This window comes from Flavobacterium sp., assembly GCF_044339515.1.
Lineage (GTDB): Bacteria > Bacteroidota > Bacteroidia > Flavobacteriales > Flavobacteriaceae > Flavobacterium.
Window position 1 is genome coordinate 13309 of record NZ_JBIIVK010000002.1, and the last position, 26671, is coordinate 39979.

The 26671-nt window shown below is 34.6% G+C and carries 32 protein-coding genes and 1 tRNA gene; 14 read left to right on the forward strand and 19 right to left on the reverse strand.

Annotated features, from left to right (window positions below; genetic code table 11):
- The first annotated feature begins 87 nt into the window (after positions 1-87).
- A complete protein-coding gene (locus tag ACIQ0M_RS00685) occupies positions 88-483 on the forward strand; it encodes a DUF2721 domain-containing protein (RefSeq protein ID WP_396148701.1) in 396 nt (131 codons plus the stop codon).
- Positions 484-622: 139 nt separating this feature from the next.
- Here the strand turns inward: ACIQ0M_RS00685 and ACIQ0M_RS00690 are convergent, their stop codons facing one another.
- The 5 genes from ACIQ0M_RS00690 to ACIQ0M_RS00710 all read right to left on the reverse strand — a co-directional run bounded on the left by ACIQ0M_RS00690 (position 623) and on the right by ACIQ0M_RS00710 (position 4461).
- Positions 623-1285: a hypothetical protein gene (locus ACIQ0M_RS00690; protein ID WP_396148703.1), complete on the reverse strand. Its 663-nt coding sequence runs from the start codon at positions 1283-1285 to the stop codon at positions 623-625.
- 88 nt (positions 1286-1373) lie between these two features.
- Positions 1374-2336, reverse strand: coding sequence for a sodium-dependent bicarbonate transport family permease (locus ACIQ0M_RS00695; RefSeq protein WP_396148705.1), 963 nt, complete (start codon positions 2334-2336; stop codon positions 1374-1376).
- Entirely contained in the window at positions 2336-3379 is a 1044-nt protein-coding gene (locus ACIQ0M_RS00700; RefSeq protein WP_396148707.1) for an L-threonylcarbamoyladenylate synthase, read from the reverse strand. The genes ACIQ0M_RS00695 and ACIQ0M_RS00700 overlap by 1 nt, the downstream gene beginning before the upstream one ends.
- Entirely contained in the window at positions 3330-4172 is an 843-nt protein-coding gene (locus ACIQ0M_RS00705; protein WP_396148709.1) for a DUF6671 family protein, read from the reverse strand. Before ACIQ0M_RS00705 ends, ACIQ0M_RS00700 begins: the two co-directional genes overlap by 50 nt.
- Positions 4159-4461, reverse strand: coding sequence for a hypothetical protein (locus ACIQ0M_RS00710; protein WP_396148710.1), 303 nt, complete (start codon positions 4459-4461; stop codon positions 4159-4161). Before ACIQ0M_RS00710 ends, ACIQ0M_RS00705 begins: the two co-directional genes overlap by 14 nt.
- A 289-nt stretch (positions 4462-4750) precedes the next feature.
- Here ACIQ0M_RS00710 and ACIQ0M_RS00715 point away from each other — a divergent pair, with 289 nt between their 5' ends.
- The gene (locus ACIQ0M_RS00715; protein WP_396148712.1) at positions 4751-5665 is read left to right on the forward strand and encodes a LysR family transcriptional regulator; all 915 of its coding nucleotides are present in this window, start codon (positions 4751-4753) and stop codon (positions 5663-5665) included.
- A gap of 2 nt (positions 5666-5667) precedes the next feature.
- On the opposite strand, the gene ACIQ0M_RS00720 is transcribed toward ACIQ0M_RS00715, so the two are convergent.
- Entirely contained in the window at positions 5668-6261 is a 594-nt protein-coding gene (locus ACIQ0M_RS00720) for a murein L,D-transpeptidase catalytic domain-containing protein (protein ID WP_396148714.1), read from the reverse strand.
- A gap of 250 nt (positions 6262-6511) precedes the next feature.
- On the opposite strand from ACIQ0M_RS00720, the gene ACIQ0M_RS00725 reads away from it, so the two are divergent.
- From ACIQ0M_RS00725 to ACIQ0M_RS00775, 11 genes are all read left to right on the forward strand, one after another.
- Positions 6512-7408 carry an EamA family transporter gene (locus ACIQ0M_RS00725; protein ID WP_396148716.1) on the forward strand — a complete coding sequence of 299 codons (897 nt, stop codon included), beginning with the start codon at positions 6512-6514 and terminating at the stop codon, positions 7406-7408.
- 110 nt (positions 7409-7518) lie between these two features.
- Complete coding sequence (locus ACIQ0M_RS00730; protein WP_396148718.1) at positions 7519-7848, forward strand: DoxX family protein; 330 nt, start codon at positions 7519-7521, stop codon at positions 7846-7848.
- Positions 7849-7866: 18 nt separating this feature from the next.
- Positions 7867-8574, forward strand: coding sequence for an aquaporin Z (gene aqpZ / locus ACIQ0M_RS00735; protein WP_396148720.1), 708 nt, complete (start codon positions 7867-7869; stop codon positions 8572-8574).
- Positions 8575-8640: 66 nt separating this feature from the next.
- The gene (locus ACIQ0M_RS00740) at positions 8641-9243 is read left to right on the forward strand and encodes an alpha-ketoglutarate-dependent dioxygenase AlkB family protein (protein WP_396148722.1); all 603 of its coding nucleotides are present in this window, start codon (positions 8641-8643) and stop codon (positions 9241-9243) included.
- Positions 9244-9281: 38 nt separating this feature from the next.
- A complete protein-coding gene (locus tag ACIQ0M_RS00745; RefSeq protein WP_396148724.1) occupies positions 9282-10106 on the forward strand; it encodes a sterol desaturase family protein in 825 nt (274 codons plus the stop codon).
- A gap of 103 nt (positions 10107-10209) precedes the next feature.
- The gene (locus tag ACIQ0M_RS00750; protein WP_396148726.1) at positions 10210-10485 is read left to right on the forward strand and encodes a TIGR03643 family protein; all 276 of its coding nucleotides are present in this window, start codon (positions 10210-10212) and stop codon (positions 10483-10485) included.
- Between the two features lie 74 nt (positions 10486-10559).
- Positions 10560-10844: a TIGR03643 family protein gene (locus tag ACIQ0M_RS00755; RefSeq protein WP_396148728.1), complete on the forward strand. Its 285-nt coding sequence runs from the start codon at positions 10560-10562 to the stop codon at positions 10842-10844.
- A 66-nt stretch (positions 10845-10910) separates the two neighbouring features.
- Positions 10911-12305: an alpha/beta hydrolase family protein gene (locus tag ACIQ0M_RS00760; protein WP_396148730.1), complete on the forward strand. Its 1395-nt coding sequence runs from the start codon at positions 10911-10913 to the stop codon at positions 12303-12305.
- A gap of 105 nt (positions 12306-12410) precedes the next feature.
- The gene (locus ACIQ0M_RS00765) at positions 12411-14270 is read left to right on the forward strand and encodes a peptidase M61 (protein WP_396148732.1); all 1860 of its coding nucleotides are present in this window, start codon (positions 12411-12413) and stop codon (positions 14268-14270) included.
- Between the two features lie 137 nt (positions 14271-14407).
- A complete protein-coding gene (locus ACIQ0M_RS00770) occupies positions 14408-15712 on the forward strand; it encodes a DUF819 domain-containing protein (protein ID WP_396148734.1) in 1305 nt (434 codons plus the stop codon).
- Between the two features lie 29 nt (positions 15713-15741).
- Positions 15742-16461, forward strand: a complete 720-nt coding sequence (locus tag ACIQ0M_RS00775) for a DUF4369 domain-containing protein (RefSeq protein WP_396148736.1) — start codon at positions 15742-15744, stop codon at positions 16459-16461.
- Positions 16462-16671: 210 nt separating this feature from the next.
- Here the strand turns inward: ACIQ0M_RS00775 and ACIQ0M_RS00780 are convergent, their stop codons facing one another.
- The 4 genes from ACIQ0M_RS00780 to ACIQ0M_RS00795 form a co-directional block, all read right to left on the reverse strand.
- Positions 16672-17622 carry a transporter gene (locus ACIQ0M_RS00780; RefSeq protein WP_396148738.1) on the reverse strand — a complete coding sequence of 317 codons (951 nt, stop codon included), beginning with the start codon at positions 17620-17622 and terminating at the stop codon, positions 16672-16674.
- A 5-nt stretch (positions 17623-17627) separates the two neighbouring features.
- A complete protein-coding gene (locus tag ACIQ0M_RS00785; RefSeq protein ID WP_396148740.1) occupies positions 17628-18695 on the reverse strand; it encodes a cytochrome-c peroxidase in 1068 nt (355 codons plus the stop codon).
- 109 nt (positions 18696-18804) lie between these two features.
- Positions 18805-19629 (reverse strand): MbnP family protein, encoded by an 825-nt coding sequence (locus ACIQ0M_RS00790; protein ID WP_396148742.1) that lies wholly within the window; start codon positions 19627-19629, stop codon positions 18805-18807.
- Positions 19630-19737: 108 nt separating this feature from the next.
- Positions 19738-20073: a hypothetical protein gene (locus tag ACIQ0M_RS00795; protein WP_396148886.1), complete on the reverse strand. Its 336-nt coding sequence runs from the start codon at positions 20071-20073 to the stop codon at positions 19738-19740.
- A gap of 73 nt (positions 20074-20146) precedes the next feature.
- Here ACIQ0M_RS00795 and ACIQ0M_RS00800 point away from each other — a divergent pair, with 73 nt between their 5' ends.
- Positions 20147-20356, forward strand: coding sequence for a hypothetical protein (locus ACIQ0M_RS00800; RefSeq protein WP_396148744.1), 210 nt, complete (start codon positions 20147-20149; stop codon positions 20354-20356).
- 28 nt (positions 20357-20384) lie between these two features.
- On the opposite strand, the gene ACIQ0M_RS00805 is transcribed toward ACIQ0M_RS00800, so the two are convergent.
- From ACIQ0M_RS00805 to ACIQ0M_RS00845, 9 genes are all read right to left on the reverse strand, one after another.
- A tRNA-Thr gene (locus ACIQ0M_RS00805) sits at positions 20385-20458 on the reverse strand.
- 79 nt (positions 20459-20537) lie between these two features.
- On the reverse strand, positions 20538-20804 hold the full coding sequence (locus tag ACIQ0M_RS00810) for a hypothetical protein (RefSeq protein WP_396148746.1): 267 nt from the start codon (positions 20802-20804) through the stop codon (positions 20538-20540).
- A gap of 69 nt (positions 20805-20873) precedes the next feature.
- Positions 20874-21839, reverse strand: a complete 966-nt coding sequence (locus ACIQ0M_RS00815) for a type I phosphomannose isomerase catalytic subunit (RefSeq protein WP_396148887.1) — start codon at positions 21837-21839, stop codon at positions 20874-20876.
- Positions 21840-21945: 106 nt separating this feature from the next.
- A complete protein-coding gene (locus ACIQ0M_RS00820) occupies positions 21946-22398 on the reverse strand; it encodes a peroxiredoxin (protein WP_396148748.1) in 453 nt (150 codons plus the stop codon).
- 1 nt (position 22399) lies between these two features.
- Positions 22400-22810 (reverse strand): 6-pyruvoyl trahydropterin synthase family protein, encoded by a 411-nt coding sequence (locus ACIQ0M_RS00825; RefSeq protein WP_396148750.1) that lies wholly within the window; start codon positions 22808-22810, stop codon positions 22400-22402.
- 38 nt (positions 22811-22848) lie between these two features.
- Positions 22849-23376 (reverse strand): isopentenyl-diphosphate Delta-isomerase, encoded by a 528-nt coding sequence (gene idi, locus ACIQ0M_RS00830; protein ID WP_396148889.1) that lies wholly within the window; start codon positions 23374-23376, stop codon positions 22849-22851.
- A 93-nt stretch (positions 23377-23469) separates the two neighbouring features.
- Positions 23470-25032, reverse strand: coding sequence for an NAD(P)/FAD-dependent oxidoreductase (locus tag ACIQ0M_RS00835; protein ID WP_396148752.1), 1563 nt, complete (start codon positions 25030-25032; stop codon positions 23470-23472).
- A gap of 96 nt (positions 25033-25128) precedes the next feature.
- Positions 25129-26139, reverse strand: a complete 1011-nt coding sequence (locus ACIQ0M_RS00840) for a T9SS type A sorting domain-containing protein (RefSeq protein WP_396148754.1) — start codon at positions 26137-26139, stop codon at positions 25129-25131.
- Complete coding sequence (locus ACIQ0M_RS00845) at positions 26103-26666, reverse strand: hypothetical protein (protein WP_396148756.1); 564 nt, start codon at positions 26664-26666, stop codon at positions 26103-26105. The genes ACIQ0M_RS00840 and ACIQ0M_RS00845 overlap by 37 nt, the downstream gene beginning before the upstream one ends.
- Between the last annotated feature and the right edge of the window lie 5 nt (positions 26667-26671).

A 26671-nucleotide genomic window follows, 5' to 3' on the forward strand; every position in this document is an offset into this window, starting at 1 on the left:
AAGGTTTACTTAAAATTAACGAACTTTGAACCTGACACGAGCCCAAAGGGCGACTGGCGAAGCAAACTTAAAACCTGAAACAAAAAAATGACCCTTACCATCGAAACTCCCGCCCTACTCTTTTCCGCAACTTCGTTGATTTTATTGGCTTATACCAATCGTTTTTTAACCATTGCTCAAATTGTACGGGGTTTAAAAAAAACGTATGATGAAAAAGAAAACAAAAGCATTTTGATTGAAATTTCAAATTTAAACCTACGGTTAACGTTGATTCGGTATATGCAATTGGCCGGTGTGTTGAGTTTGTTTTTGTCGGTGTTTGCAATGCTGGTCTTATTTTTTGAATACCACCTGCCCGGTATTGTTCTTTTTGGCGGAAGTTTATTAGCCTTATTGATTTCGTTAGGCATTTCGTTTTGGGAAATTAGTATTTCTGTAAAAGCGTTGCGAGTGCATTTAAAAGATATGGTCGATAAAGACTAAATAACTGCTGTTGCTAATAAGTCAACCCAATAATTTTTTATAAAAAAAAAGGTTTGCTTGCGTATTTCAACTCCTAAAATATAAAAATAAAAAGGCCAAAAGAATGTTTACTTTTGGCCTTTTCCAGAATAACTAACAATCAAGTACCCGGGCTAAACGGCAAAGAAGATTTATGCACAATAATTCTTAATTTACCATCTTTCCCTTTTCTGAAAACCCACGTTTTATCTACCATAACTTCGTTACCTTCTTTATCTGTCACCCAAACATTTCCCATTGTAATGGCAACCGAACCATAAATTTGAATTCCTTCATTTTTTTCTCCGGCATTGTCATAACGAGCCTTTACCCATGGTTTTAAAGCAAAACCTTTGTCGTTTGGGAATTCCGAATCACCTCCTACAAAATAAGCTAAAGCACCTTGTTTTGTGTTTCTGAAGGTTTGATCACCAAAAGCTAAGGTTGGCTTAAAGAATACTTTTCCATTATCATAATTATAAGCTTCCGTCAAAACTTGTTCTGCATAAGCTTTGTAATCGCCGCCTTCTTCTTTTAACTTACCAATTTTCACCAAAGCATCACACCAGGCTTGTTGTGCCGCGTTCACTTCTTCATACGTGATGATGTTTTGAGCTCCTTCTTCTACATAAACTAAACCTAAATCGTCAATTACTTTTTGAACTTGTTCATTGGTTTGTGTAACTGTATTTTGTGCTTCTTCTTTCACTTTTTCCGCCATTTGATTACACGACGTGATTAAAAATCCAAGTGCTGCTACTGTTGTTACAATTAATTTCTTCATGATTTCCAGTTATTTATTATTTGATTGTTTTTGATTTGTTGTTCGCTTGCTTTTTTTTTCAAGTTTAAAATTTATAGTGTTATATTTTTTAAAAACAAGTAATTACTGTTAGATAAATGGGCATTCCGATAGTAATATTGAATGGAAAAGAAACTGCTAATGCCATTGGCACAAACAACCCCGGATTAGCTTTTGGAACCGCCATTTTCATGGCAGCCGGAACAGCTATGTAAGAAGCACTTGCGGCTAACACAGCAAACATAAATCGATCACCTATACTATCTGTAACAAATTGACTCAGCAATGCCACCAAAACGCCATTGAATAAAGGAATCAAAATGGCAAATAGAGCTGTGAACCATCCACTTTTTAAAAAATCGTTTATTTTTTTTCCACAAACGATTCCCATATCCAATAGAAAAATGGCTAGAAATCCTTTGAAAATATCTGTTGTAAAAGGTTTAATTCCCATGGCCTCTTTGTCACTGGCTAAAAACCCAATCATCAAACTTCCTAAGATTAAAAAAACACTTCCATTTGTAAAAGAATGTTTAATAATAGATCCCATTTTTCCATTATAAGAATTTTTTTGCCCAAACAATCGAATCAAAATTACTCCAACTATGATTGCAGGGGCTTCCATCAAGGCCATGACAGCAACCATGTGACCATTAAAGGAAATATTTTGAATTTCTAAAAAAGAAACTGCAGTTACAAACGTAACAGCACTGACTGAACCATATGCAGCTGCTATCGCTCCAGAATTTTCAATTGATAATTTTCTTTTTAAAATAAAGAAAGTATAAAGCGGAATAGCGATGGCTACAATTATTCCAAAAAGTAAAGCCCATAATATGGAAAGATTTAGTTCACTATGAACTAATTCCTGACCGCCTTTGAATCCGATTGAAAACAAAAGATACAATGAAATGAACTTTGAAGAGTTATTCGGAATTTCCAAATCACTTTTAAATCGTACCGCTAAAATTCCCAGTACAAAAAAAAGTAAGGCCGGATTGGTTAAGTTTTGTAGTAAAAGATCTAGATTCATTAAATAAATATATTATTGGGAGTAAAATTGGTGTCTTTTTTACAGGCTCTTATCAGCCGGTCATTGATGGCTTTTCCTATGCTAACATCCGGAAACTTTTGTGCAATGAGTAAGTCAAAGCCTTTGTCATCAAACTTATGCATGGCTGCATATAGATTTTTTGCTGCTTCTTCTAAATCACCACTTGGTGATAAAACTTCAATTTGATAATCGGTACAAAGTGATTTTATATCAAAAACAATTATGCCAATGTTTTTCCCAATTAAATTAGATGCCGTTTTGATAGGGTTGTCACATAAAATCATCGGAGTTTTTGGAGCATAATGTTTGTCCAACATTCCCGGTGCAATAGGGTTCTTTTGGGTATGTTTTCTAACGCTAACTTGTCCAACTACCGACTCTAACATTTCTAATGAAAGTGATCCAAGCCGATAAATGACTACTTCATCGTTTTTAAAACCGATGATGGTTGATTCAATTCCTTTTGCACAAGAGCCACCATCCAAAATAACATCGAGTTGATTTTTGAAGTATTTTTCAACGTGTTTGGCTGAAGTTGGACTTATTGACCCAAAAGGATTAGCACTTGGTGCGGCTAAAGGAACATCGACTTTTTTTATCAATTCTAATGCTAGGGGATGATTAGGCATTCGTACAGCAATGGTATTCTTTCCTCCGGAGATCAAATTTGAAATAGATTTATTTTTATCAAAAATCATGGTTAGCGGACCCGGCCAAAACTTATCGGCTAATCGGTAGGCAACTTCCGGGACATTGATTGCGATTTTATTTAAAGACTGTAACGAATCAATGTGTACAATAAGCGGATTAAAATAAGGGCGATCCTTTATTTCAAATATTTTTTTTAGAGCATTTTCATTATATATTGACGCAGCTAACCCATAAACCGTCTCGGTGGGTATGGCAACTACCTCGCCTTTGTTTAAGTAAAAAGCTGCTTTTTTTACAGATTTTGTAATACTCGTTCTTTTGTTAGGGATTACAGTAGGAGCAGAATTCGGGTGATTCATAGTGTTTTCCATTTGGATATTTTTCAAGCGTTGTGTGACTACATTTTTGACATGCATAGCGAAAAGCTAAAGTTGATAAAGTGGGTGATTTACACCAATTGCAGGGAAGACCTTTAACAACTTCCTTGACATCATAGCCTGGTGTTTGACAATTTGGGCAAAGTGAAGCGACTTTCTTTATCAACTTTTGAGTTGCTTGTTCAATTATTTTCATTCGAGTTGGATTTTGGTGGGCTCGCATGTCTGTCTCAACCCAAATCTCTTTCGAATGTTGCACAAAAGAATCATAAATGCTTTTTAACTGCTCCCAATCCGAAATGTCTTTTTGAATTTTTGAAAAATGGTTTTCGCCATTTTTTAAAAGTAAACCATGTGATGGAAATTGAACCCGTTTGGCAAACTCAATCAATTGTTCGTAAGTTTGTATTTTCTCACCGGAAAAATTAGTTTCTAAACTCACCTCTCGAGCAATAATTTCAAGATTATTTTTTTGATCAATCAGAATTAATATTTCATCATCTGCGTGAGCAAAAAACAAACTGGGATGTGGACCAAATGAACCTTCAGAAGCAATTCCTAAATCATAACCATATTCATTCATCGCATCAAGACATTTTTTTCGCACAGCTTCCAACGCATTGGTTGTTCTGGCAATCTCGCCTGAGAAAGTCCCAAACTTGTCTGTATCATAATCCGATGGTACAAAAACATCAACATGCATATTCGCTTTGACTAATGGTAAAATCACTCTTTCTTTTTGGTGCTTTGTGGCAATTATAAGTTTTCTTCCATTAAAAAACTTCATGTTTCTCTTTCTTTTCTACAGCTATTATTTCAATTGCTCCAATAATTTGAATATCAGTATTTGACTTTTCAAATTCTTTGATGGTTTCTTCAATTTTGAGCAATGCATTCTTTAGCTCAGCTACCCTTTTTTTAGAATGAGGTAATTCTATTCCATACCGTTCATAGGCACTAAACATTTCCAATTCATGAAAATTAATTTTATCTTTAATTAATGTAAACAAAACATTTTTGGCTTCTGTGGGTTGGAATGTTCCGTTGATGAGATCGAAGGTTAAATTTGTTTTCATTGTGATGTGTTTTTAAATTGTTTAATTTTTAAATTATTCTATTTTTAGTTTCTTGGACTTGAAGAAATAGAGTGTAAACAAGATTCCGAGTCCTAAATAAAAATTTGAAATAACATTGTTAGGTTGCAATAATGTTGCTATTAAACCTGTAAAAAGCCAGACTAAAGCATAAATTAAACCGTATTTACTAATTATTTTTTTCATTAGATAAAATTTAATACTGCAAATTTCTCTAAAACATTTTATATATTTTTATTTATATTTGTAATGAAATACATAAACAATAGTTATGCATTATACTTTACATCAATTGATCATCTTTTTAAAGATTACAGAAACCAAAAGCATTACTAAGGCTTCTGAGGCGTTACATTTAACCCAACCGGCTGTTTCAATTCAATTAAAAAAATTTCAGGATCAGTTTGACATTCCGCTTACAGAAGTAATTGGCAGACAATTGTATGTAACTGATTTTGGTAAGGAAATTGCCCTTGCCGCCCAAAAAATTGTTTACGAAATTCAGGCGATAAATTATAAAACTTCCTCGTTTAAGGGACAATTATCCGGTCGTCTAAAAATATCGGTGGTTTCTACCGGAAAATATGTAATTCCCTATTTTATTACCGATTTTCTAAAAGAAAACTCAGCTGTAGAATTAGAGCTTGATGTGACAAACAAATTAAAAGTTATTGAAAGTTTGCAATACAATGAAGTAGACTTTTCTCTTGTTTCCATTTTACCGGAAAATATGGATATTGAGAAAATTGATTTGATGGAGAACAGGCTCTATTTTGTGGGAAATAAAGAGTATATTTTTTCAGAAAAAATGAATGACAAATCCATCATTGAAAATATCCCCATCATTTACAGAGAAAAAGGTTCGGGTACAAGACAGGTGATGGAGCGATTTTTAGAATCGAACAAACTTCAATTGGTCAAAAAAATGGAATTAACTTCAAATGAAGCGGTAAAACAAGCTGTTATTGCCGGTTTAGGTTGTTCCATCATGCCGTTGATTGGTATTAAAAATGAGTTAAACAATGGCGATTTACATATTATTCCAATCAAAGGATTACCTTTAAAATCGACTTGGAGTTTAATTTGGCTCAAGCAAAAAAATCCGTCTCCCGTTGCAAAAGCTTTCACGGAGTATTTATTGAGTAATAAAACCAAAATAATGAAAGAGAAATTTTCTTGGATATAAATTTACTCTACAATCCACAACAAAACCGGTTTTTCAACAGCCTTTAATTTTTCATCCAAAATTTGCATGAATTCATCGGAAACTGCTGGACATCCCCAGCTTAATGGTGAATATCTAGGATAAATTTCATCGTTAGAAACTGCACTCCATGAGTGTAAAACCACCACACGTTCAACCGCATTATCGTTGGTTGATTCCAAACCGTGTAGCCAATATTTCACATTAATACCCCACGAACTGTAATCGCGTATACCAATCTTAAATTTACCTTTCATCGAACAATGACTATCTCGCTTATTGCTGAATCTGGCTTTTTTATATTTTTCGGGATTAGTTTGAAAAACATCGCAGGTTCCGTGAGTAACCAAATTTTGATGGCTGACTTTCTTCGTTTTAAAATCATGCACAAAAAAGCGATTCTTACCGGAATGAATACTCATGTCTATCAAAAAATAAAAATCTTGATTGAATTGGTTTTCTTTACAAAAAATCATTGCTTCATTATGAATGGAAGTGTAATCTTTCACCTCTTCAGTTGCTGGCGTGTTGTTGCAACAAACAAAACTTAAAACGAAAAGTAAAAGCAATTTTTTCATAGACTTTTTTTATTCTAACTAAAAATCATTCGAAAAAGTATTATCTAAACAAAAAACTTGAAACTTAATTTAACCACAAAGAACGCAAAGGATATCGCGAAGATCACAAAGACGCTTCGCTTTAATGCTATACGGATTCCGCAACAATCGGTCGGATTTATTCAGAACACTTCTAAACTTGAAACCTTAAATCTTCCTCCCGAAACTCGCAACTTTTCCATATCTTTGCCGGCTTTTGAAAAATTTAATTATGTCGACAAATAGTGTATTAAAAGGAGTTTTTTTAGTTGGATTGGGTGCTACAAGTTACGGCATGTTAGCCACTTTTGTTAAACTTGCCTACAAAGAAAATTTCACCACTGCGGAAGTAACTACTGCTCAATTTATTTTGGGTATAATAGGTGTTTTGATTATCAACTCTTTTCAACGAATTAAAAATGACAACACCGCTATAAAAGCTACAAAAAAGAACATATTACAGTTAATGCTAGCAGGAACTTCGTTGGGAATGACCAGTGTTTTCTATTATTTATGTGTGAGATACATTGATGTCTCAATAGCGATTGTTTTGTTAATGCAAACGGTTTGGATGGGCGTTCTGTTGGAAATGATTTTAGATAAAAAACTTCCATCTCTTCAAAAAATAGTCGCGGTCATAATCGTTTTAATTGGTACTATATTAGCAACCAACTTGTTAAAAAATGAAATTGAATTAGACTGGAGAGGTTTATTTTGGGGAATTTTAGCAGCCGCTTCTTTCACAACCACTATGTTTACAGCAAATCGGATAGCATTAGGAATTTCATCAGCACAACGGAGTTTATATATGCTTTTAGGTGGAGCAGTCATCGTTTTTGCATTCGCATTATTAACTCAAAACACCCCATTTAATTTTGAAATTTTCTTAAAATGGGGAATTATATTAGCTCTGTTTGGCACTATTATACCCCCTATGCTTTTGAATGCCGGTTTTCCTCAAACCGGAATCGGATTGGGCAGTATTGTTTCGTCATTGGAACTTCCGGTATCCGTTTTAATGGCCTATTTTCTTCTGAATGAAAACGTAAATGCCACACAATGGTGCGGAATTGTGTTGATTATCTTGGCAATTATTATTATGAATCTTAACTTCGCTAAGAAAAAATAATTAACATTTTTGTAGAATTTATTCTACTTATGCAATTAATTAACATTTTTTTTATAAATTCGTTGTAATCATAGCGATTATTTATGAATTTATCTTGGCATCTCTATTGTATGGCAGCTATCTATTTCATAGCCGGTTGCAATCATTTTCGCAATCCTAGATTATATTTAAAAATAATACCTCCTTTTTTTCCTAAACCAAAATTACTTAATTCAGTTTCCGGATTAGCTGAAATTATTTTGGCAATTCTTTTGTGCATTCCACAAACTTCCATAATGGCTGCTTGGGGGATTATACTTTTATTAATTGCAGTTTTTCCAGCAAACTTATATATGTTTCAAAATGACAAAGCAAGTTTAGGATTGCCAAAATGGATACTTTTTATCCGATTGCCTTTACAACTCGTATTCATTTTTTGGGCATATCAATACACTAAATAATAACTAAACAAACAAATCATGAAAAAACTATTTGCAGAATTTTTTGGAACCTATTGGTTGGTTTTCGGCGGTTGTGGTAGTGCCCTTTTTGCGGCAGGTATTCCCGAACTGGGCATAGGTTTTGCCGGAGTTTCACTCGCTTTCGGTTTAACCGTTTTAACTATGGCATATGCAGTGGGTCATATTTCAGGTGGTCATTTCAATCCGGCTGTTTCATTTGGTCTATGGGCAAGTGGTCGCTTTGATGCTAAAGAATTAGCACCTTATATTGTTTCACAATGCGTAGGTGCATTAGCAGCCGCAGGAACACTTTATTTCATCATGAACGGTCAAGACAGTTTCTTGGGAATCGACAATACAAAAGCTGGAGCTTTTGCTTCCAATGGTTATGGGGCTTTTTCACCTTTCGGTTATTCAATGACCGCTGCGTTTGTTGCCGAATTTGTTTTAACCATGTTCTTCCTATTGGTTATTCTGGGAGCAACCGATAAATTTGCCAATGGAAAATTTGCCGGAATCGCAATTGGTTTGGCTCTGACTTTAATTCATTTAATAAGTATTCCGATTACAAACACATCAGTAAACCCTGCCCGTTCAACATCACAAGCGATTTTTACTGGTGGTGAGCCTTTGATGCAACTTTGGTTGTTTTGGCTTGCTCCTATTTTAGGAGCTATAGTTGCCGGAGTCATTTATAAAAACGTATTACAAAACCACGAAAACTAACAAATTTCAATCTTAAGTTTTCTCAAAAGCGATGGTTATTTCCATCGCTTTTTTTATTTTTACAAAATGAACTTACTCTTTCCAAAAGAAAAAATAGCATTTGAATTACCCGATGCTGAAATAGAATATTATGCTAACTTTTTTACTATAGAAAAAGCCAATGAGTTATTCGAGAAATTAAAAACCGAAATCCCTTGGCAACAAGACAACATTACCGTCTTCGGTCAAACTCATTTACAACCTCGCCTTACTGCTTTGTTTGGTAATGATGGGAAAACCTACTCTTACTCCAATATCATTATGCATCCTCATAAATGGAATCCTTTGCTAATGTTTATTAAAAATAAAATTGAGGAGGTTTGTCAGGAAAACTTCACCACCGTACTTTTAAATTTATACCGAGATGGAAAAGACAGCAACGGCTGGCATGCTGATAACGAAAAAGAATTAGGTCGAAATCCAGTCATAGCTTCTGTTAGTTTTGGTGTCGAAAGAAGTTTTCACCTCCAACACAATTCAATAAAAGAAGCCAAATTAAAAATAAATCTTGAACACGGCAGCTTGTTACTCATGAAAGGAACAACACAGCATTTCTGGAAACATCAAATTCCAAAGACAGCAAAACCTATTGGTCCACGAATTAATCTCACTTTTAGAATTATCAAATAGTTTTATATTTTTAGTACTTTAGTAAAAAAATCATTGCTATGAATCAGCTTATCGATTATTTTGAAACCATCCCTTCACTACACAGGGGTTTAATTTTGGTAGGTGGTATTACTGTTTTTTGGTTGATTGAAAATGCTTTTCCGCTCTTTAAATTTAAATACAACAAATTCAATCATGCCGGAATTAATATCTTTTTTACCTCAACCACCATCATTGTAAACTTTGCGATGGCATTTATTCTGCTTTTTGCAGCTGACTTAGCCACTCAGCAAAATTTTGGCATTCTTCAATGGTTACCAACCATGAACATATGGTTTTATACAATAGTTGGATTATTGTTGTTGGATTTAATCGGTGCATACCTTGTACATTTAATTGAACACAAAGTAAAATTTTTATGGCGATATCACCTTATTCATCACACTGATACATGGATTGACACCACTTCCGCCAACCGTCATCATCCCGGAGAAAGCGTGATTCGATTTGCATTTACTGTGCTTGGTGTTATTATCGTTGGTAGTCCGATGTGGATGGTATTTCTTTATCAATCGCTTTCGGTAGTTTTTTCTCAATTCAATCATGCCAATATTCCACTTCCCAAAAAACTGGATAAAGTTTTGAGTTATATTATTATTTCTCCGGATATGCACAAAATTCACCATCATTATAAGTTACCTTATACAGATAGTAATTATGGAAATATTTTTTCTGTATGGGATAGAATTTTTGGCACTTACTCCTACTTAGACCGTGACAAAATCATTTATGGTGTTGATACACATATGAACCCAAATGAACATAATAAATTAAGTAATTTACTGAAGATACCTTTTCAAAAATACCGTGCTCCCGAAGTTTAACTAAAAAAAATGCTGTGGAGTGAAAAAGTAATTTATTTTTTTCTTAATATTGATTTATATTTTAAATAAAAAAAGTAATAAATATTAATGTGCTTTTGGACTAATGAAAAAAAGTAAAAGAGTGGAACTGACTCACGAAGAAATTGAACGCGTGATCAGTATGGCTCAAGAGGAGAAAAAACCTTTTGAAGTGCTTAAAGTTGAATTCGGAATTTCAGAAAATGAAGTAACCGAGCTAATGAGAAAACGACTTTCTAAAGACAATTTTGAACTTTGGAAAAAGAAAGTTACGGCCAGCAAACCCAAGCCAAAACCTGTCATCGATGATTTTGATGATGACTTAGACAGTAAATATTACATCAAAAATAAATTTGATTAATACAAATTTAACTCTTGTTCAGCAAGAGTTTTTTTATTTTAAACGTTACTTTGCCCTGCCTTTAAAATAAAGTTATGCCAAACACCAAAGTATTTAACGATATTCAAATCGATCGCATCATTGAAATGGCATGGGAAGATAGAACGCCATTTGAAGCTATTACTTTTCAATTTGGGATTTCTGAGCAAGAAACCATCGAACTCATGCGTAGAGAGATGAAACCTTCGAGTTTTAAAATGTGGCGTGAACGTGTACAGGGAAGAACAACAAAGCATGCCAAATTACGCGAAAACGGAATTGACCGTTTTAAATGCAAACTCCAGAGACAAATTACGGGTAATAAAATTTCAAAAAGATAAAAATTTAAACGCCCTTTTTAAGATTGATTTTGTATTTTTATAACATAATATACCCAATCAATTCTTATGAAAAAAGTAGTTGTACTCGCTCTTTTATTTTGTCCTTTTCTCATTTTTGCTCAAGACATTACCGGAAAATGGTATAGCAAGTTGAGTGTCATGGGTTCGGAACTGTTATTTGGTTTCGATTTCAGCAAAAATGACACTTCCTACTCCGGAAAAATGGACATTCCACAACAAAATGCAAAGGGAATTCCGCTTTCCTCTGTTACTTTTGAAGATAATATACTAGTTTTTAAATTTGACCAAGCCAAATTTTCTTATACCGGTAAACTAAATGCTTCCAATGAATTTGAAGGTGTTTTTTCACAAAACGGTCAAAATTTTCCTCTTAATTTAACTCGTACAGAAACAACTTTAAAAAAGACTAACCGTCCGCAAGAACCAAAACCACCTTATGATTATAACATTGAAGAGGTGACTTTTATCAATGAAAAAGACAACATAACACTAGGCGGCACTTTTACAGCACCAAAATCTGAAAATTTCCCCATTGCAATTTTAATCTCAGGAAGTGGTCAACAAGACCGAAATTCTGAAATTTTTGGACACAAACCTTTTTGGGTAATCGCTGATTATTTGACCAAAAATGGAATTGGTGTTTTACGAATCGATGATCGTGGGGTTGGAAAATCAGGAGGAAATCCGACCAATTCAACCACGTATGATTTTGCAACCGACATTGAAGCTGCCGTCCAATATATAAAAACAAAAAAAGGCGTCAATCCGAAAAAAATCGGTTTAATTGGTCATAGCGAAGGAGGTATGATTGCACCGATTGTTGCTTCTAAAAATAAAAACATTAGTTTTATTGTATTGCTGGCTGCTCCCGGTATTCCGTGTGATGAATTGCTCATGGAACAAACTTTTTTAATTGCTAAAGTGAGTGGAGCCTCAGATGCTGAAATTTCAAAATCACAAAAAACCAATAGAATGATCTATGATTTGGTAAAAAGCGACAAAAGTAATGACGAAATTAAATCCGATTTAGCCAATGTTTTCAAAACGCAATTTAACAACGACCCTTCGTTTGCGAATTTAAGTGAAAACGATAAAAATCAAATGATTAATCAACAAATTCAGAGTGTTACTTATCCCTGGATTAGAAGTTTTTTAGGATTTAAACCCGAAGAATACCTTAAAAAAGTAAAATGTCCGGTATTGATTTTGAATGGTGAAAAAGACCTGCAAGTCCCTCCTCAATCTAATTTAGAGGGCATCAAAAAAGCATTTATAAAAGGTGGAAACAAAAAAATAACAATCAAAGAATACCCCAATTTAAACCACCTTTTTCAAGAATGCAAAACCGGTTCAACAGAAGAATATGGCGAAATCGAGCAAACCTTTTCTCCTCAAGTTTTATCAGACATGAAGGATTGGATACTCCTTCAAGCCAAGTAAATTTACCAAAGCCTTAACATCAAAATATTTTTAATATAACGGTTTTTTACTGTTATTTGTAACATAATTAGCAGTCACGCTACTTATGATAAAATTTAAACTTTCATGAGAAAATCTTTTTTATCGCTTGTACTCACAAGCAGCTTTTTATTGTTAACCGGTGTAATTACTTTTGCACAAAACAAAAACAATGAAATATTGGTTGAGCTTGATTTAGTGAAAATCAACAACGACCGAGTGTCTGTAAAAATTACGCCACCAAAAATTAAGACCGACGAAACAACTTTTTTTCTTCCTAAAATTGTTCCCGGCACCTATTCTGAGGACGATTACGGTCGTTATGCTGAAAATTTCAAAGCCTATGATGCTAAAGGAAATGAACTTGCGATTGCAAAAATGGATGAAAATTCATGGGTTATCAAAAATGCTAAAAAGTTGGCCTACGTTTCTTATTTAATTAACGATACGTACGATTCTGAATCCGGTACCCAATTCGGTCAAGGTGATATTTTTTCACCGGCTGGAACTAATATTTTAGAAGGTGAAAATTTTGTGATTAACACGCATGCTTTTATTGGCTACTTCAAAGATTTAAATGAACTTCCTTATCAATTAACAGTAAGCAAGCCTTCGCATTTAAATGGTGCTTCTGCAATGGTTGATTTAGATAAAAGTGATGCTGTAGATGTTTTCAAAACTTCTCGTTACGCTGAATTGGCCGACCATCCTATTATGTATACCAAAGGTAAAAGTGCTTCCTTTATGGTGGATAATATGGAAATCATAATCAGTGTTCATTCGCCAAACGGAATGTATACTGCCGAAGATTTTAAACCTGCTATGGAAACCATGATGAAGGCTCAAAAGAAATTTTTAGGTCCAATCAACAACACAAAAAAATACGCCATTCTTCTTTATTTATCAGACTATGAAAAAGAGGATGCTAAAGGTTTTGGAGCTTTGGAACACAACACTTCAACCGTAGTTGTTTTTCCGGAGGCAATGCCGGCAGATCAACTGAACCAAAGCATGGTAGATGTAGTTTCACATGAATTTTTTCATATTGTTACTCCGTTGAGTGTACATTCTAAAGAAATTCATTATTTTGATTTTAACACCCCTAAAATGTCTCAACATTTGTGGATGTACGAAGGAATTACTGAGTACTTCGCCAACTTATTTCAAGTGAATCAAGGTTTGATTGACGAAAGCGAGTTCTATGAAAGAATGGCGGGGAAAATTACCAATTCACAACGATTCAGCGACACTATGCCATTTACTAAAATGAGTGCCGAAGTCTTGAAAAAAGAATATAAAGATGCTTATTTAAATGTGTATGAAAAAGGTGCTTTGATTGCCATGTGCTTAGATATTGAATTACGTGAACTAAGCAATGGACAACGTGGAATTTTAGATTTAATGCAAAAGCTTTCCAAAGAATACGGAAACGAAAAACCATTTGAAGACAACGAATTATTCGACAAAATTGTTTCGGTAACTTTCCCTGAAATCAAAACTTTTTTAGAAACCTATGTTTCGGGAAGCACGCCTTTGAATTATGAAGAATATTTTGGAAAAGTAGGTGTAACCAAAACCAAAGTGCAAATTCGCGGTAATATTTTCTTAAAAGGACAAGTGCCCTACATTACAGTTAACCCAACTACCAAAGAAATTATCATTCTCCCCGGCATCGAATTGAATGATTTTATGAAATCGATGGGCTTACAAGGTGGCGACATTATTGTATCAATTAATGACACTAAATACAACCTTGACAATATTTACGATATGATAATCGGAAGTATGTCGTGGCAGGAAAACGACCCAATAACTTTTGTAATTAAAAGAGAAGATAAAGAACTTACCCTGAAAGGAAACGTTAAAGTTACAATGGACGAGATTGATGGCTATCAAGCCACAGACGAAGCAAAAAAAGCACTTCGCGAAGCTTGGTTAAAAGGATAAAAATAAAAAATTCTATATGAATCCCTGAATCGAAAGTTTCAGGGATTTTTTTTTTGCGTAATCACTTTTACAACTTACTCAAAAAAAACACCCAAGAATTTTCAAAAAATCCCTATTTTGCAACCAAATTAAAAGGAATGAAAAACGCACCTTACATTACAGATGATACCATCGTATTTGGCCTATTACTATTTTTATTGGCATTTGTATTCTATACTTCTTCCATAAAAGAAGGTTTTTGGAAAAAATTCTATGTTATATTCCCGTCTTTATTAATGTGTTATTTACTTCCTTCCGTTTTTAGTTCATTGAACATTATTTCGCCGGAATGGACAGAAATGGGTGAGAATGGTGAGATGGTTACCAAAAAATCATCCATCTATTTTGTAGCCAGTCGTTATTTATTGCCGGCAGCTCTAGTTCTAATGACACTGAGCATCGACTTAAAAGCCATGTTTAAGCTTGGACCAAAAGCGTTGATCATGTTTTTCACCGGAACAATTGGTGTCATCTTAGGTGGACCAATTGCAATATTAATCGTGTCAATCTTTTCTCCGGAAACAGTAGGCGGTGCAGGTTTTGATGCTGTATGGCGAGGATTATCCACACTAGCCGGAAGCTGGATTGGCGGTGGTGCAAACCAAGCAGCCATGCTCGAAGTCTATAAATACAATCCAAACAAATATGGAGCCATGGTTTTGGTAGATATTGTAGTCGCTAACATTTGGATGGCTGTTTTGCTTTTTGGAATCGGAAGAAAAGAAAAAATTGACAACTGGTTCAAAGCCGACAATAGCTCAATTGAAGAATTAAAAAGCAAAGTCTCCACCTATGCCGCAAGTGTGACCAGAAACCCTAGTTTAACTGATTTAATGATTATTTTAGGTATTGCATTTACAGCAGTTGGACTTTCGCATTGGGGAAGTAACACTATTTCAGATTTCCTGAAAGCAAATTTTGAATCCGTCAACGACCTAACGAGTTTTGTATCAACCTTTGGCGACCGATTCTTTTGGATGGTTACGATTGCCACAATATTAGGAATTGTCATCTCGTTTACAAAACTCAAAGAATACGAAGGTGCCGGTGCCAGCAAGATGGGCAGTGTTTTCATTTACATTCTAGTCGCTTCCATCGGAATGAAAATGGATTTAAGTTCCGTTCTAAGCAACCCGGGACTTTTAGTTGTGGGGTTGATTTGGATGAGCATCCACGTACTATTATTAGTCATTGTCGGAAAAATAATTAGAGCACCGTTTTTCTTTTTAGCCGTGGGAAGCAAAGCCAATATTGGAGGAGCGGCCTCTGCACCAATTGTCGCCTCAGCTTTTCATCCATCGCTAGCGAGTGTAGGAGTGCTTTTGGCTGTTTTTGGTTATATCATAGGAACATACGGAGCCATACTCTCTGCCATTTTAATGGAGATTGTAGCTCCAATTTAACAAATTAACAAAAATCGATTCAATAAAAAATGAAAAAAACCTTATTGCTTTTAGTAGCATTCAGTCTGTTTGTCGCTTGTAAAAAAGAAGAAACCAAAAGTGACTCAAACCTTCACATCACAGGTAATGTAAAGGGAATTAAACAAGGTAAATTATATATTCAAACGCTTCAAGATTCCACTTTGGTGGTAATGGATTCCATCATTTTTGACGGAAAGTCAACATTTGAAAGTCATTTAAAAATCGATTCACCCGAAATGCTTTACTTGTTTTTAGACCGTGGACAGTCAAATTCGTTAGACAATAACTTAGTGGTTTTTGCTGAACCGGGAAACCTTTCTATCGAAACTTCGTTAGAAACTTTCTATGCCAATGCCCAAATAAAAGGTTCAAAAAACCACGAACTTTTTCAAGATTTTCTAAAAATCAATTCCCGATTTAACAATGAACAATTGTTGTTATTGGAAAAAGAAATCAAAGCTAAACAAGAAAACAACCAAGCCAGTTTAGATAGTATTCAAGTAGCAAATGAAAAACTAATTAAAAGAATGTACTTGTATTCAATCAACTTTGCATTAAACCAAAAAGAATACGAAGTAAGTCCTTATATTGCCTTATCCGAAGTGCACGATGCCCAATTGAAATATTTAGATACCATTCATAATTCGATGTCGCCCAAAGTAGCTAAATCCAAATACGGCAAAATGCTCACCCAGTTCATCGCAGAAAGACGAAAAATAGAACAATAAAAAATACATATTTAAAGAAAGAGAAAACATTTCTGCTTTCTCTTTCTTTATTCCCAAAACTTGAAACTTGAAACCTTTAAACTAATTTATTGGGCGTGCCCCTCCGCAAGCTACGGGTCGGGCTATCCGCTGCAAGTCCTCGTTCGTCGTGCCTCCTCTCTGTGGGCTTTCCGTTGCTATCCCTCACGCAATTTTGTGTATCAATCCGATTTACAAGGAATAATTCAAATGAATTCCTAAACGATAATTTGCTTCAACCCTACCTCCTGTTAGGTTTTGATTAATTGGTAGCATCGCATTAATTCCGGTTGAAAACTTGCGATAACCTACTTCGACACCAATTTTACTAAAAAAAATATCTCCTTTAGTAAATGGTACGTCTTGATCAAATTCTTGATTTGCTTGAAATGTTTCTCCGGCAACGCCAACTTGCGGAACGACAATCACTTTTTTAATCATTGTACTGTAAAACAATGTACTACCATAATTAAATTGGTTGCCAAATTTATAGTTTTTGTCATTTTCTGTTTTTATAATATAATTCAAAGCGTTATTGAGTCCCCAATTTCCTTTTCGAATAATGTATTCAGTTGTCAATGAATAATCCCAACCTCCGGTTCCTACCTGAAAACTCGGGTTTACACTGCCGTTGTTAGCACTGTCAAACTTTCCTGTTGGAGCTTTTATCCCTCCTCCCACTAATATCCGATGTTTAAAACCTGAAAGTGTATCTTTGGTTTGAAAAATACGGTACAAAGCCATCAGCGTAATATCGCCCAAACCATCAACATTTTGTGTACCCGAAGATTTCACTCGTCTGTGAAAATGATAGGGAACCAAAACCGTGACTTCCAGTTTATTTGTTACGGGAATTCGACCCCAAATTTGTGCCGTATTGAAGTTTTCATCTATCCAAGGCGAATTATTAAAAACCCCATCACGACTCTGATAACTTTGATGAAAATAACGAATCCCAATAAAATTATCGCTTAACATGGAACTAAAACCCATACTTCCGCCATTGGCTGAGCATCCGCAAGCGTCACATTCCTCCAAGAGTGAAAAATACTGTTTTGTGCTAAACGGATTGGTTTTTGGATCATTGCCCGAAAAAACCGAGCTCGAAAAAAGCACGACTAAACCAAATAATATTCTATTCATTGTCATTATGTTTGATGATAAAACTCAGGGTTAGTAATGAATTTTTCGTCTGTTAAAGTTTTTAAGAAGGCGATGATTGCTTCTTTTTGTTCTTGTGTGAGTGGAATCCCTAACGTTCCGTGTTGTTGTAGTAATGGATCTAAATTTTGAGTATTTTGGACACCTGTTGAATAAAAATTCAAAACAGATTGCAACGAACCAAAACGTCCGTCGTGCATATAAGGTCCTGTTAGTTCAACATTTCGCAAACTCGGCACTTTAAATTTGTAGCGATCATAATCAAAACCGGTCACTGTTTCTCTTCCGAAATCATTCAGACTTGGATTTATGGGTAAACCATTATTTCGAAAAGAACTATCCGTAAAAACATCGGTAGCATGGCAACTGGCACAGTTGGTTTGAAACAAACTCAACCCTTGCAATTCTTGCGTGGATAAATTTCCACCCGGTTCGTTGCGAACGTATTTATCATACTTTGAATCGGCAGAAATCATGACTGTCATAAACTGAGCTAATGCATTTAAAATGTTGGATGAAGAAACTTGACCGTTTTCAAAAGCAGCTTCAAACATACTTACATACTGTGGATCTTGTTTCAGTTTTTCAACAATTCCCGGTAACGACTCATCCATTTCTACCGGATTATGAATCGGAACTATGGAAAGCATTTGAATGCTGTTGGAAGCACCATCATAAAAAAATTCACTCTGAAAAGCCATGTTTTGAACAGATGGAGCATTTCGGTTACCAATTAAATTGTTAATGCCGTGACTAAAATCGTGACCGTGATGTGTGAAAGCAGATGATTGCTCGTGACAAAAAGCACAGGAAATAGTATTATCTCGTGATAGTTTTGGTTCATAAAATAATTTTCTCCCCAAAGCCACTCCGTTTTTGGTGGGATAATTCAAAGAAATATCCTGTGCCATCTCCGGAAAATTTGACGGAATAACAAAATCATAAGGACTATCTTGATCGATGCTTTTATATTCATCTTCCTCACTACACGAAACGAAAACTACTAAAAAAAAACTTATAACCAAATGGCTAATTCGTCTGAAAAATAAATTCATGTTGTTTGTCTTTATGGTTAATCAATTTTACTAATAGAAGTAAATGAGAAAAGACCGGCTTTAGAAAATACAAAGCCGGCTCACTTTTCATCAAATAGCTGTCATAAATTTAGTTGTGGTGATCACCCGAACCATTGTGTACATGATCAACAGTAAACATATTTAATGTATTCCCTGCCACCGTAATCAAATTTGGACCACCCATTATGCTGGCGTTTGTTCCGGCTGGGTTTAAGTTGTCATGCAAAACAATTTTAGTTGTTCCGTCAATAATTTCATTAGCATCGGCAATGAAATGAATATTTGGCATTTCATTTTGTCTTACTCTTGCATTCGTTGGTAAATTCAACGTTACCACTCTATAATTGTCAGTAGACGAATTACTTCCTTGGTGAATTTGGAAATTCAACGGATCAGCATTGTGTGAAGAAGTAAATGTTCCTTCAAAATTGATAAAACGGTATCCTGTACTCCATGTCCAAACCATATTGTTAGCAGAGGCGTGGTTCCAGAAATCTTGTTGAGCAGTTTCTCCTTCGAGGTAACGTTGTTGGTCTACCCCAATTCCAAATTTAATTTGTTTATAATCGCCAGCAGGAATATTTTCTAAAACTACGGTAACTTTATCGGTTTCTTCACTGATTACGAAGTAACTGTCATTTTTTGGATATGTATATTCTGTACCATCTTCCTTTACCAATATAAAGTTACTCACGATATAATTGAATCGGTTGATGGTTAATGTTTCACCATTAGAGTTCGTGTATGAATTGCCTAAAATCAAAGCATCACCATTTACACCGTTGTCAAAGAATAATTCAACATCGCCAAAGGTGCCGTCAAGATTTTCAGCAGTATCATCGTCGCTACTACAAGCGGAAAAAAGGATAGAAAAAGTTAAGAATAATGCGAAATATTTAAAGTTTGTTTTCATTTTTATTTTAATTAATTTATAGGTATACGAAAATTGTTTTGTCAAGGTAACTTCTTGACAAAAAAAGTGTTAAGCAAAAGATGCTTTACTGTAAATACTATGAATGAATTAAAAAATGGGAGGCCTGAAAATAGAATGTAAATACAATTGTTTAGCCATAAAGTCCTCACCAGAACCTATTTTGGCTTTGTAAATTTGTTCAGTTATTATGTTGAAAAAATCATCAGTTAATAGTTGGCAAAAAACAGGTCCAACTTCAACGGAAAAAAACTTCTTGTTGCCATTATTAGACTCGGAATCGTTGGCATTGGCCATTTCTTTGGCGAGGTGACATTTACCGTTACATTCCATCTCCGGTTTATCACGGTTTACACATAACTCATTTTTAATATAGTCATAAAAAACCACATACTCCAGTACGGGAAGAACCGGCTTAAAGAGCATAAAAAGGGCAAGTATGACCGTAATTTTTTTCACAGTGCAAAGTTCACGAGTTTTTTGAATGTTACCAAACAAAATGGAGAATTTATTTTTTGGCCTTGAAGTTAAAGTTGAAGACACAATAGAAGCTCACTTATACAAGAAAAAAGTGAAACGAACATACTTCTTCTTATACTATAAAAAAAGGACAACCGAAAAGTTGTCCTTAAAAATTGAGCCGATAGAGGGACTTCCCGATAAAAATCGGGATAAACTTCTCGTCCCATATTCAATAAAAAAAGGATAACCCTAAAGTTATCCTTTCAAAAAAATTGAGCCGATAGAGGGACTCGAACCCACGACCTGCTGATTACAAATCAGCTGCTCTAGCCAGCTGAGCTACACCGGCGTCTCAATGTGAGTGCAAATATAATTTTGAAAATGAATATTCCAAAACAAAAAAGCACTTTTTTTATCAAAAAATTGGATTAAAGTGCATTAACTTTTTCAACTAATTGAATCGCAGCCGCTTCCAATTCTTTTTCTACTTGCTTTAAATGAGCTTTACGGCTCTCTACTTTTTTATCGTTTACTTTTGTAATTAACGTATCGAATGTAGCAATTGCCTCATCAATTAACGCACTTGATTGTTCAGTTGGTTTTCCCGTAGTTGTCATTTCATGGTAATAAACCGCCTCGATGATATCGCCCATTACAAAATTGATGTCCTTCTTTAAATTTCTAATACTTGCCATTTTATTTAATTTTAATTGCGGTGCAAAAGTACGTAAAAATTTAGAATTAAATGAATTAGTTTGAAAAACCTAAATTGTAATTTCTAATAAATTTGCCTTTCCTCTCAATAAAAATGATGTATATATTGCCGGAATTAAAACCGTATCACCGGTTTGATAAGCATATTTTTCATTATTCAAAAACAACTCAAAACTTCCTTCGGTACACATGAATACCATAAAAGAATCGCTGGTTTTTTCTATCAACAATTCCCCGTTAAGCGGAAAAATATTGGTTTTAAAATACGGGCAATCTACTAGTGAAGTGCTTTTGTTTTCTGTTGTCTTGTATTCTTTTTTAGCAAAAGTTGTTTTATAATTGATTGCATCCAAAGCCAATTCAGTGTGCAATTCGCGTTCGTTTCCATTAGCATCTACCCTATCCCAATCATAAATTCGATACGTAACATCGCTGGTTTGTTGAATTTCAGCAATCACGATTCCGGCACCAATGGCATGAATGGTTCCGGTTTCTAAAAAGAAAACATCCCCTTTTTTGACAGGAACTTCATTCAATAGTGAAATGAGCTTTTTATTTTCAATATGATGTAAATATTCCTCTCGAGAAGAATCTTCTTTAAAACCAACAATCAAACGGGCATTTTCATCCGCTTGCATGACATACCACATTTCAGTTTTACCAAACGAATTATGACGTGCTTTAGCCAATTCATCATTCGGATGCAACTGAATCGACAAATCCTCTCGAGCATCCAAATATTTAAAAAGTAAAGGAAACTGTTTACCAAAACGAGCAAAAACCGTTTTGCCAAGCATTTCTTCCGGATACAAATCAATCAATTCATTGAGATTTTTACCTTTGAAAAGACCATTTTTTACAACACTAACATCAGATGGAACAGTTGACAGTTCCCAACTTTCTCCTGTAATTTCAGAAGTGATTGGTTTGTTTAAATAATTTTTTAATTTGGTTCCGCCCCAAATGCGTTCTTTTAGAATGGGTTCAAATTGAAAAGGATATAAATTCATTTGTATTATTTTGAGGCAAAAATAAATTTAATTGTGTTGTAATTGCTTTTTTATTTTATGAATTGCAAATTTAAGTCGGTAAAGTACCTAAATCTTTGGATAAATTGAAAGACTATCTTTTTTTCAGCATTTCTAAAGCTTTTGTAATATGTGCTTTGGCCGTCACACTATCAAATATCATTTTTATAATTCCTTGCTCATTGATAACATAAGTTGATCTTCCGGGTAATAACCCAAAAAAATCATTTGGAACTCCAAAAAGATTTCTAATTTTTTTATTCGTATCAGAAAGCAAAATAAAAGGCAAATTAAATTTCTTTTTAAAACTCAAGTGAGACGCAGTGCTGTCAGAGCTTACACCTATAACTTCTGCCCCAAGTTCTTTAAAATCTTGATAACTATCCCTAAAACCACATGCTTGTGCGGTACATCCGGGTGTGTCATCTTTTGGATAAAAATACAGTACTATCCACTGTTTACCAAGGTAATCTTGACTTTTAAACTCGTTGCCGTTTGTATCAACGGAAATGAAATTTGGTACTTTATCCCCTACTTTCAATGCCATTTTAATTTCCTTTAAATGTTACAAAATTTCGCGGAGTTTCATATAAAACAATTTCTAAATCAAAAGAATCTTTGATGTGAATTCGCAATTTATTCCATATTACTACCGCAATATTTTCCGCGGTAGGATTCAAATCTGCAAAATCAGGCACATCCAAATTCAGGTTTTTATGGTCAAATGCATTTTCAATGTGCTCTTTGATTAAGTCGGAAAGAATTTTTACATCCATCACAAAACCGGTTTCTTGATCTATTTCTCCGGTAACACTTACTATCAATTCATAATTGTGTCCGTGATAGTTGGGATTGTTACATTTCCCAAAAACTAAATCGTTTTTTTCCATGGACCAGTCCTTTCTATACAATCGGTGAGCGGCATTAAAGTGTGCTTTTCGGGAAACTGTAACTCTCATTTTATTGAAATTTGAAATTGAATTTTGTTATTGATATTTTACAGTTTATGATCTTCTAGATAATGGTAAAACTCATCAAAAATGATTTTAAACCAAACAGTATAATTTTCAGATTGCGTTTGAATATCATCTCTGATGGCTTCTATACTCATCCACTTCCAACTTTCTACCTCATTGGGATTTATTTTTGGTGCTTCATTATAATACCCTATCATCACGTGATCGAGTTCATGTTCAGTTAAACCGTTATCAAACGGAGCTTTATAGATAAAGTGAAACAACTCTTTTAATTCTGTAGTAAAACCCATTTCTTCAAATAATCTTCGTGTTCCAGCCTGAATATTGGTTTCACCCTCCCGTTGATGACTGCAACACGTATTGGTCCATAACAAAGGTGAATGGTATTTGTGATGAGCTCGTTGTTGCAACATCACTTCATTTTTATCATTCAATACAAAAACAGAAAAAGCACGATGAAGCACTGCTTTTTCATGAGCTTCGAGTTTTTCCATCAACCCAATTGGCTCGTCGTTTTCGTTTACTAAAATTACTTTTTCTTCTGTCATAGCTGATTTATAGCTCATCAAAGGTAAGAAAAAGTTCGTTTTTATTTAGTTTTATATGGAATTGTGAAAAGTTTAACGGGTGTTGAATCAATTTTAGTAATTCAAACTCTCCTTAATTTTCAAAGCACATTTCTCTCCATCAATGGCAGCAGAAACAATTCCGCCTGCAAACCCTGCTCCTTCTCCACAAGGATACAAGCCTTTGATTTGAAGATGTTCTAATGTTTGAGCATCTCTCGGAATGCGAACCGGAGAAGACGTTCTACTTTCCGGAGCATGTAAAATAGCTTCGTTGGTTAAATAACCTTTCATTGATTTTCCGAATTGCAAAAATCCTTCTCGCATGATTTGCGTTAAAAATCCGGGAAAAACCTGACCCAATTCCACCGATGTAGTTCCTGGTACATACGATGTTTTTGGAATGGAAGCGGAAACTTTATTTTGCGTAAAATCAATCATGCGTTGTGCCGGCACTTTTTGTGTTTGTCCAGCCAAATGCCACGCTTTTTGCTCAATGGCTTTTTGAAATTCCATTCCGGATAAGGGTCCGAATTTGGCAAAGGGTTTAAAATCTTCCAGTTTCAATTCTACTACAATACCGGAATTGGCGGTGGCTTGATCTCTTTTGGAAGGCGACCAACCGTTGGTTACCACTTCACCCGGACTTGTTGCACAGGGAGCAATTACGCCACCAGGACACATACAAAAGGAATACATACCTCGACCATTTACTTGTTTCACAATGGAATATGGTGCAGGTGGCAAATATTCGCCTCTGAAGTCGCAACTGTATTGTATCGAATCAATTAATTCTTGAGGATGTTCAGCCCGAACGCCTAACGCAAAAGGTTTGGCTTCGATAAGGATTTTTTTTCTATCTAATAATTCAAAAATATCACGAGCGGAATGTCCGGTGGCCAAAATGACTTTATTCGCCGAAATCGTTTCTCCTTTTTGGGTAACGATGCCTTGCATTTCATTATTTTTAACAATAAAATCGGTCACACGGGTTTCAAACAAAACTTGTCCGCCACATTCGATGATTTTCTCCCGAATGTCTTGAATAATTTGTGGTAATTTATTGGTTCCGATATGTGGGTGAGCTTCTACTAAAATATCGGGAGAAGCACCAAAACCCACTAACAATTGCAAAATTCTGTCTACATCACCTCGTTTTTTGGAACGCGTGTAGAGTTTTCCATCAGAATAGGTTCCGGCACCACCTTCGCCAAAACAATAGTTAGAATCTTCATTAACGATGTGGTCAACGTTGATGGCTTTTAAATCACGACGACGACCGCGAACATCTTTACCACGTTCGATAACGATGGGCTTCAAACCTAGTTCGATGAGTTGAAGAGCGGCAAAAAGTCCGGCTGGACCTGCTCCAATGACAATTACTTCTTTTTGATTGGAAACATTCGGGTAGTTGGGTAATTCTATCTTTTGTTCAGTGAAAGATTCGCCCTGAAAAAAAATCACCAATTTTAAATTGATTTTGATGGCTTTTTGACGAGCATCAATCGAACGTTTAAGAATAGAAATATGCTGCACTTCATTCATTGAAACCCGAATCATTTTGGCCACATGATCTTTGAGTAAAAAATCATTGGCAGCTACTTCGGGTGATACTTGAATGAGCAGTTCTTTTGGCATTGTATTCTTTTTTGCAAAAGTAATTTTTTTAATTTTATGGAATAAAAAAAGGTTCAGCAAATGCCAAACCTTAATTCATTCAAATTTACTTTTTTATTATTTTTTCAAAAATTTATAGTTCAACGTTTGATTGTTTGTTTGAATACTTATCAAATACAATCCAGATTGAAGCGTTGAAACATCAATTGTATCATTTTCATTTAAATTATTCAATTCTTTTACTTTTGAGCCATTGATAGCATAAATCGAAACTTTATCAATATTCCACTCCGATTGGTTGGCAATTGAAATAAAATTTTCTGCCGGATTTGGATAGATTTGAATTAATTTTATTAATTGATTTTCCGTCAAACTTAATGCCACTTGATTATCTAAATAATCCGGAATTTCATTTGAATTAGTATCGTCATCCATTGGATTATTATTTCCATTATAATCCTCATCGATAGTAAGAACACCATCTCCATCATCATCATTATCGAGATAATTCGGAATTCCGTCTAAGTCGGTATCAACATTCGTTATTTCATCTAAACTTCTTCCTGCATCAAAAACATATTCAAATTCGGTTAAAACCATATCTCCGTCATCATCATTATCCAAATAATCAGGAATTCCATCATTGTCTGTATCATCATTAGCTAAATTCCCATCACCATTTTCGTCTTCTAAATCTGTAGATACAGAATCAAGATCATAATCATTTGCACAATCTATCAGCGTTAAAATAACGGGAGTAACAACACTATTAAAGGCTGCGTAGATTGTTTGAGTATAGGGATTAATATTAACATAATTTGTACCCGGAATCGAGTTTACTCCTAATTCTGCATCCATAAGTGTTTCATGGATAGTTACATTTTCCGGTGATTCGCTATTTATCGCTTCTTTTATTAAATCTAAGTTGAAGGAACCGTATCCATCCAAATTATCATCGCAAATTGTATAATTATAATTGGTGTTTTCAAACGGCCTTGAAAAACGCCATCCTTCTTGTGCTGCAACCCAAGCACCGGTATTTCTGCCGGGAGGAGTAAAAGCTATATTTCCTTCTAGATTAATAATTCCAGTTACTGCGTTACCTTGATTCCAAGTTGAATTGAACACACTTCTCTGTTTATAATCTGAACATCAACATAATTAAACGTTTCATAAATGATCATTTGAAATGAACTTTCTGTTGTAGCACATTGAAAATGAGGTTGATTATAAAAACTTACAATAAACTTTCGATAGGGTGCAATTCCAGTCAAAGCATAAGTTATAGAACCAACTTGGTTTTGATTATACAAATCATGATAACAGCCCAAAATAGAATTTTTTACAGGGAAATTAGTGCTAGGAATACTTTGATTTAATGTCCAAGGACAAACTGTACCGGCAAGATTTGAACGAAAGTCAATGAAACCGTTTGTGCTAACAACTAATTGATCGTAATCAATCCCAAAAAAATTAAAAGTAAATCCAATATCGATAGTTGGAGAATATATATCGTCTAATGAGGATATAGGAATTGCATTAAAAGTATAGGTTTGATGTGGTATTGGCGAAACTGTATAATCATTTTGAGCAAACAAAGATGAGTTTATTAAAAATAAAAAACACAATTTTAGAATTAAGTAGTTATTTTTCATATAGT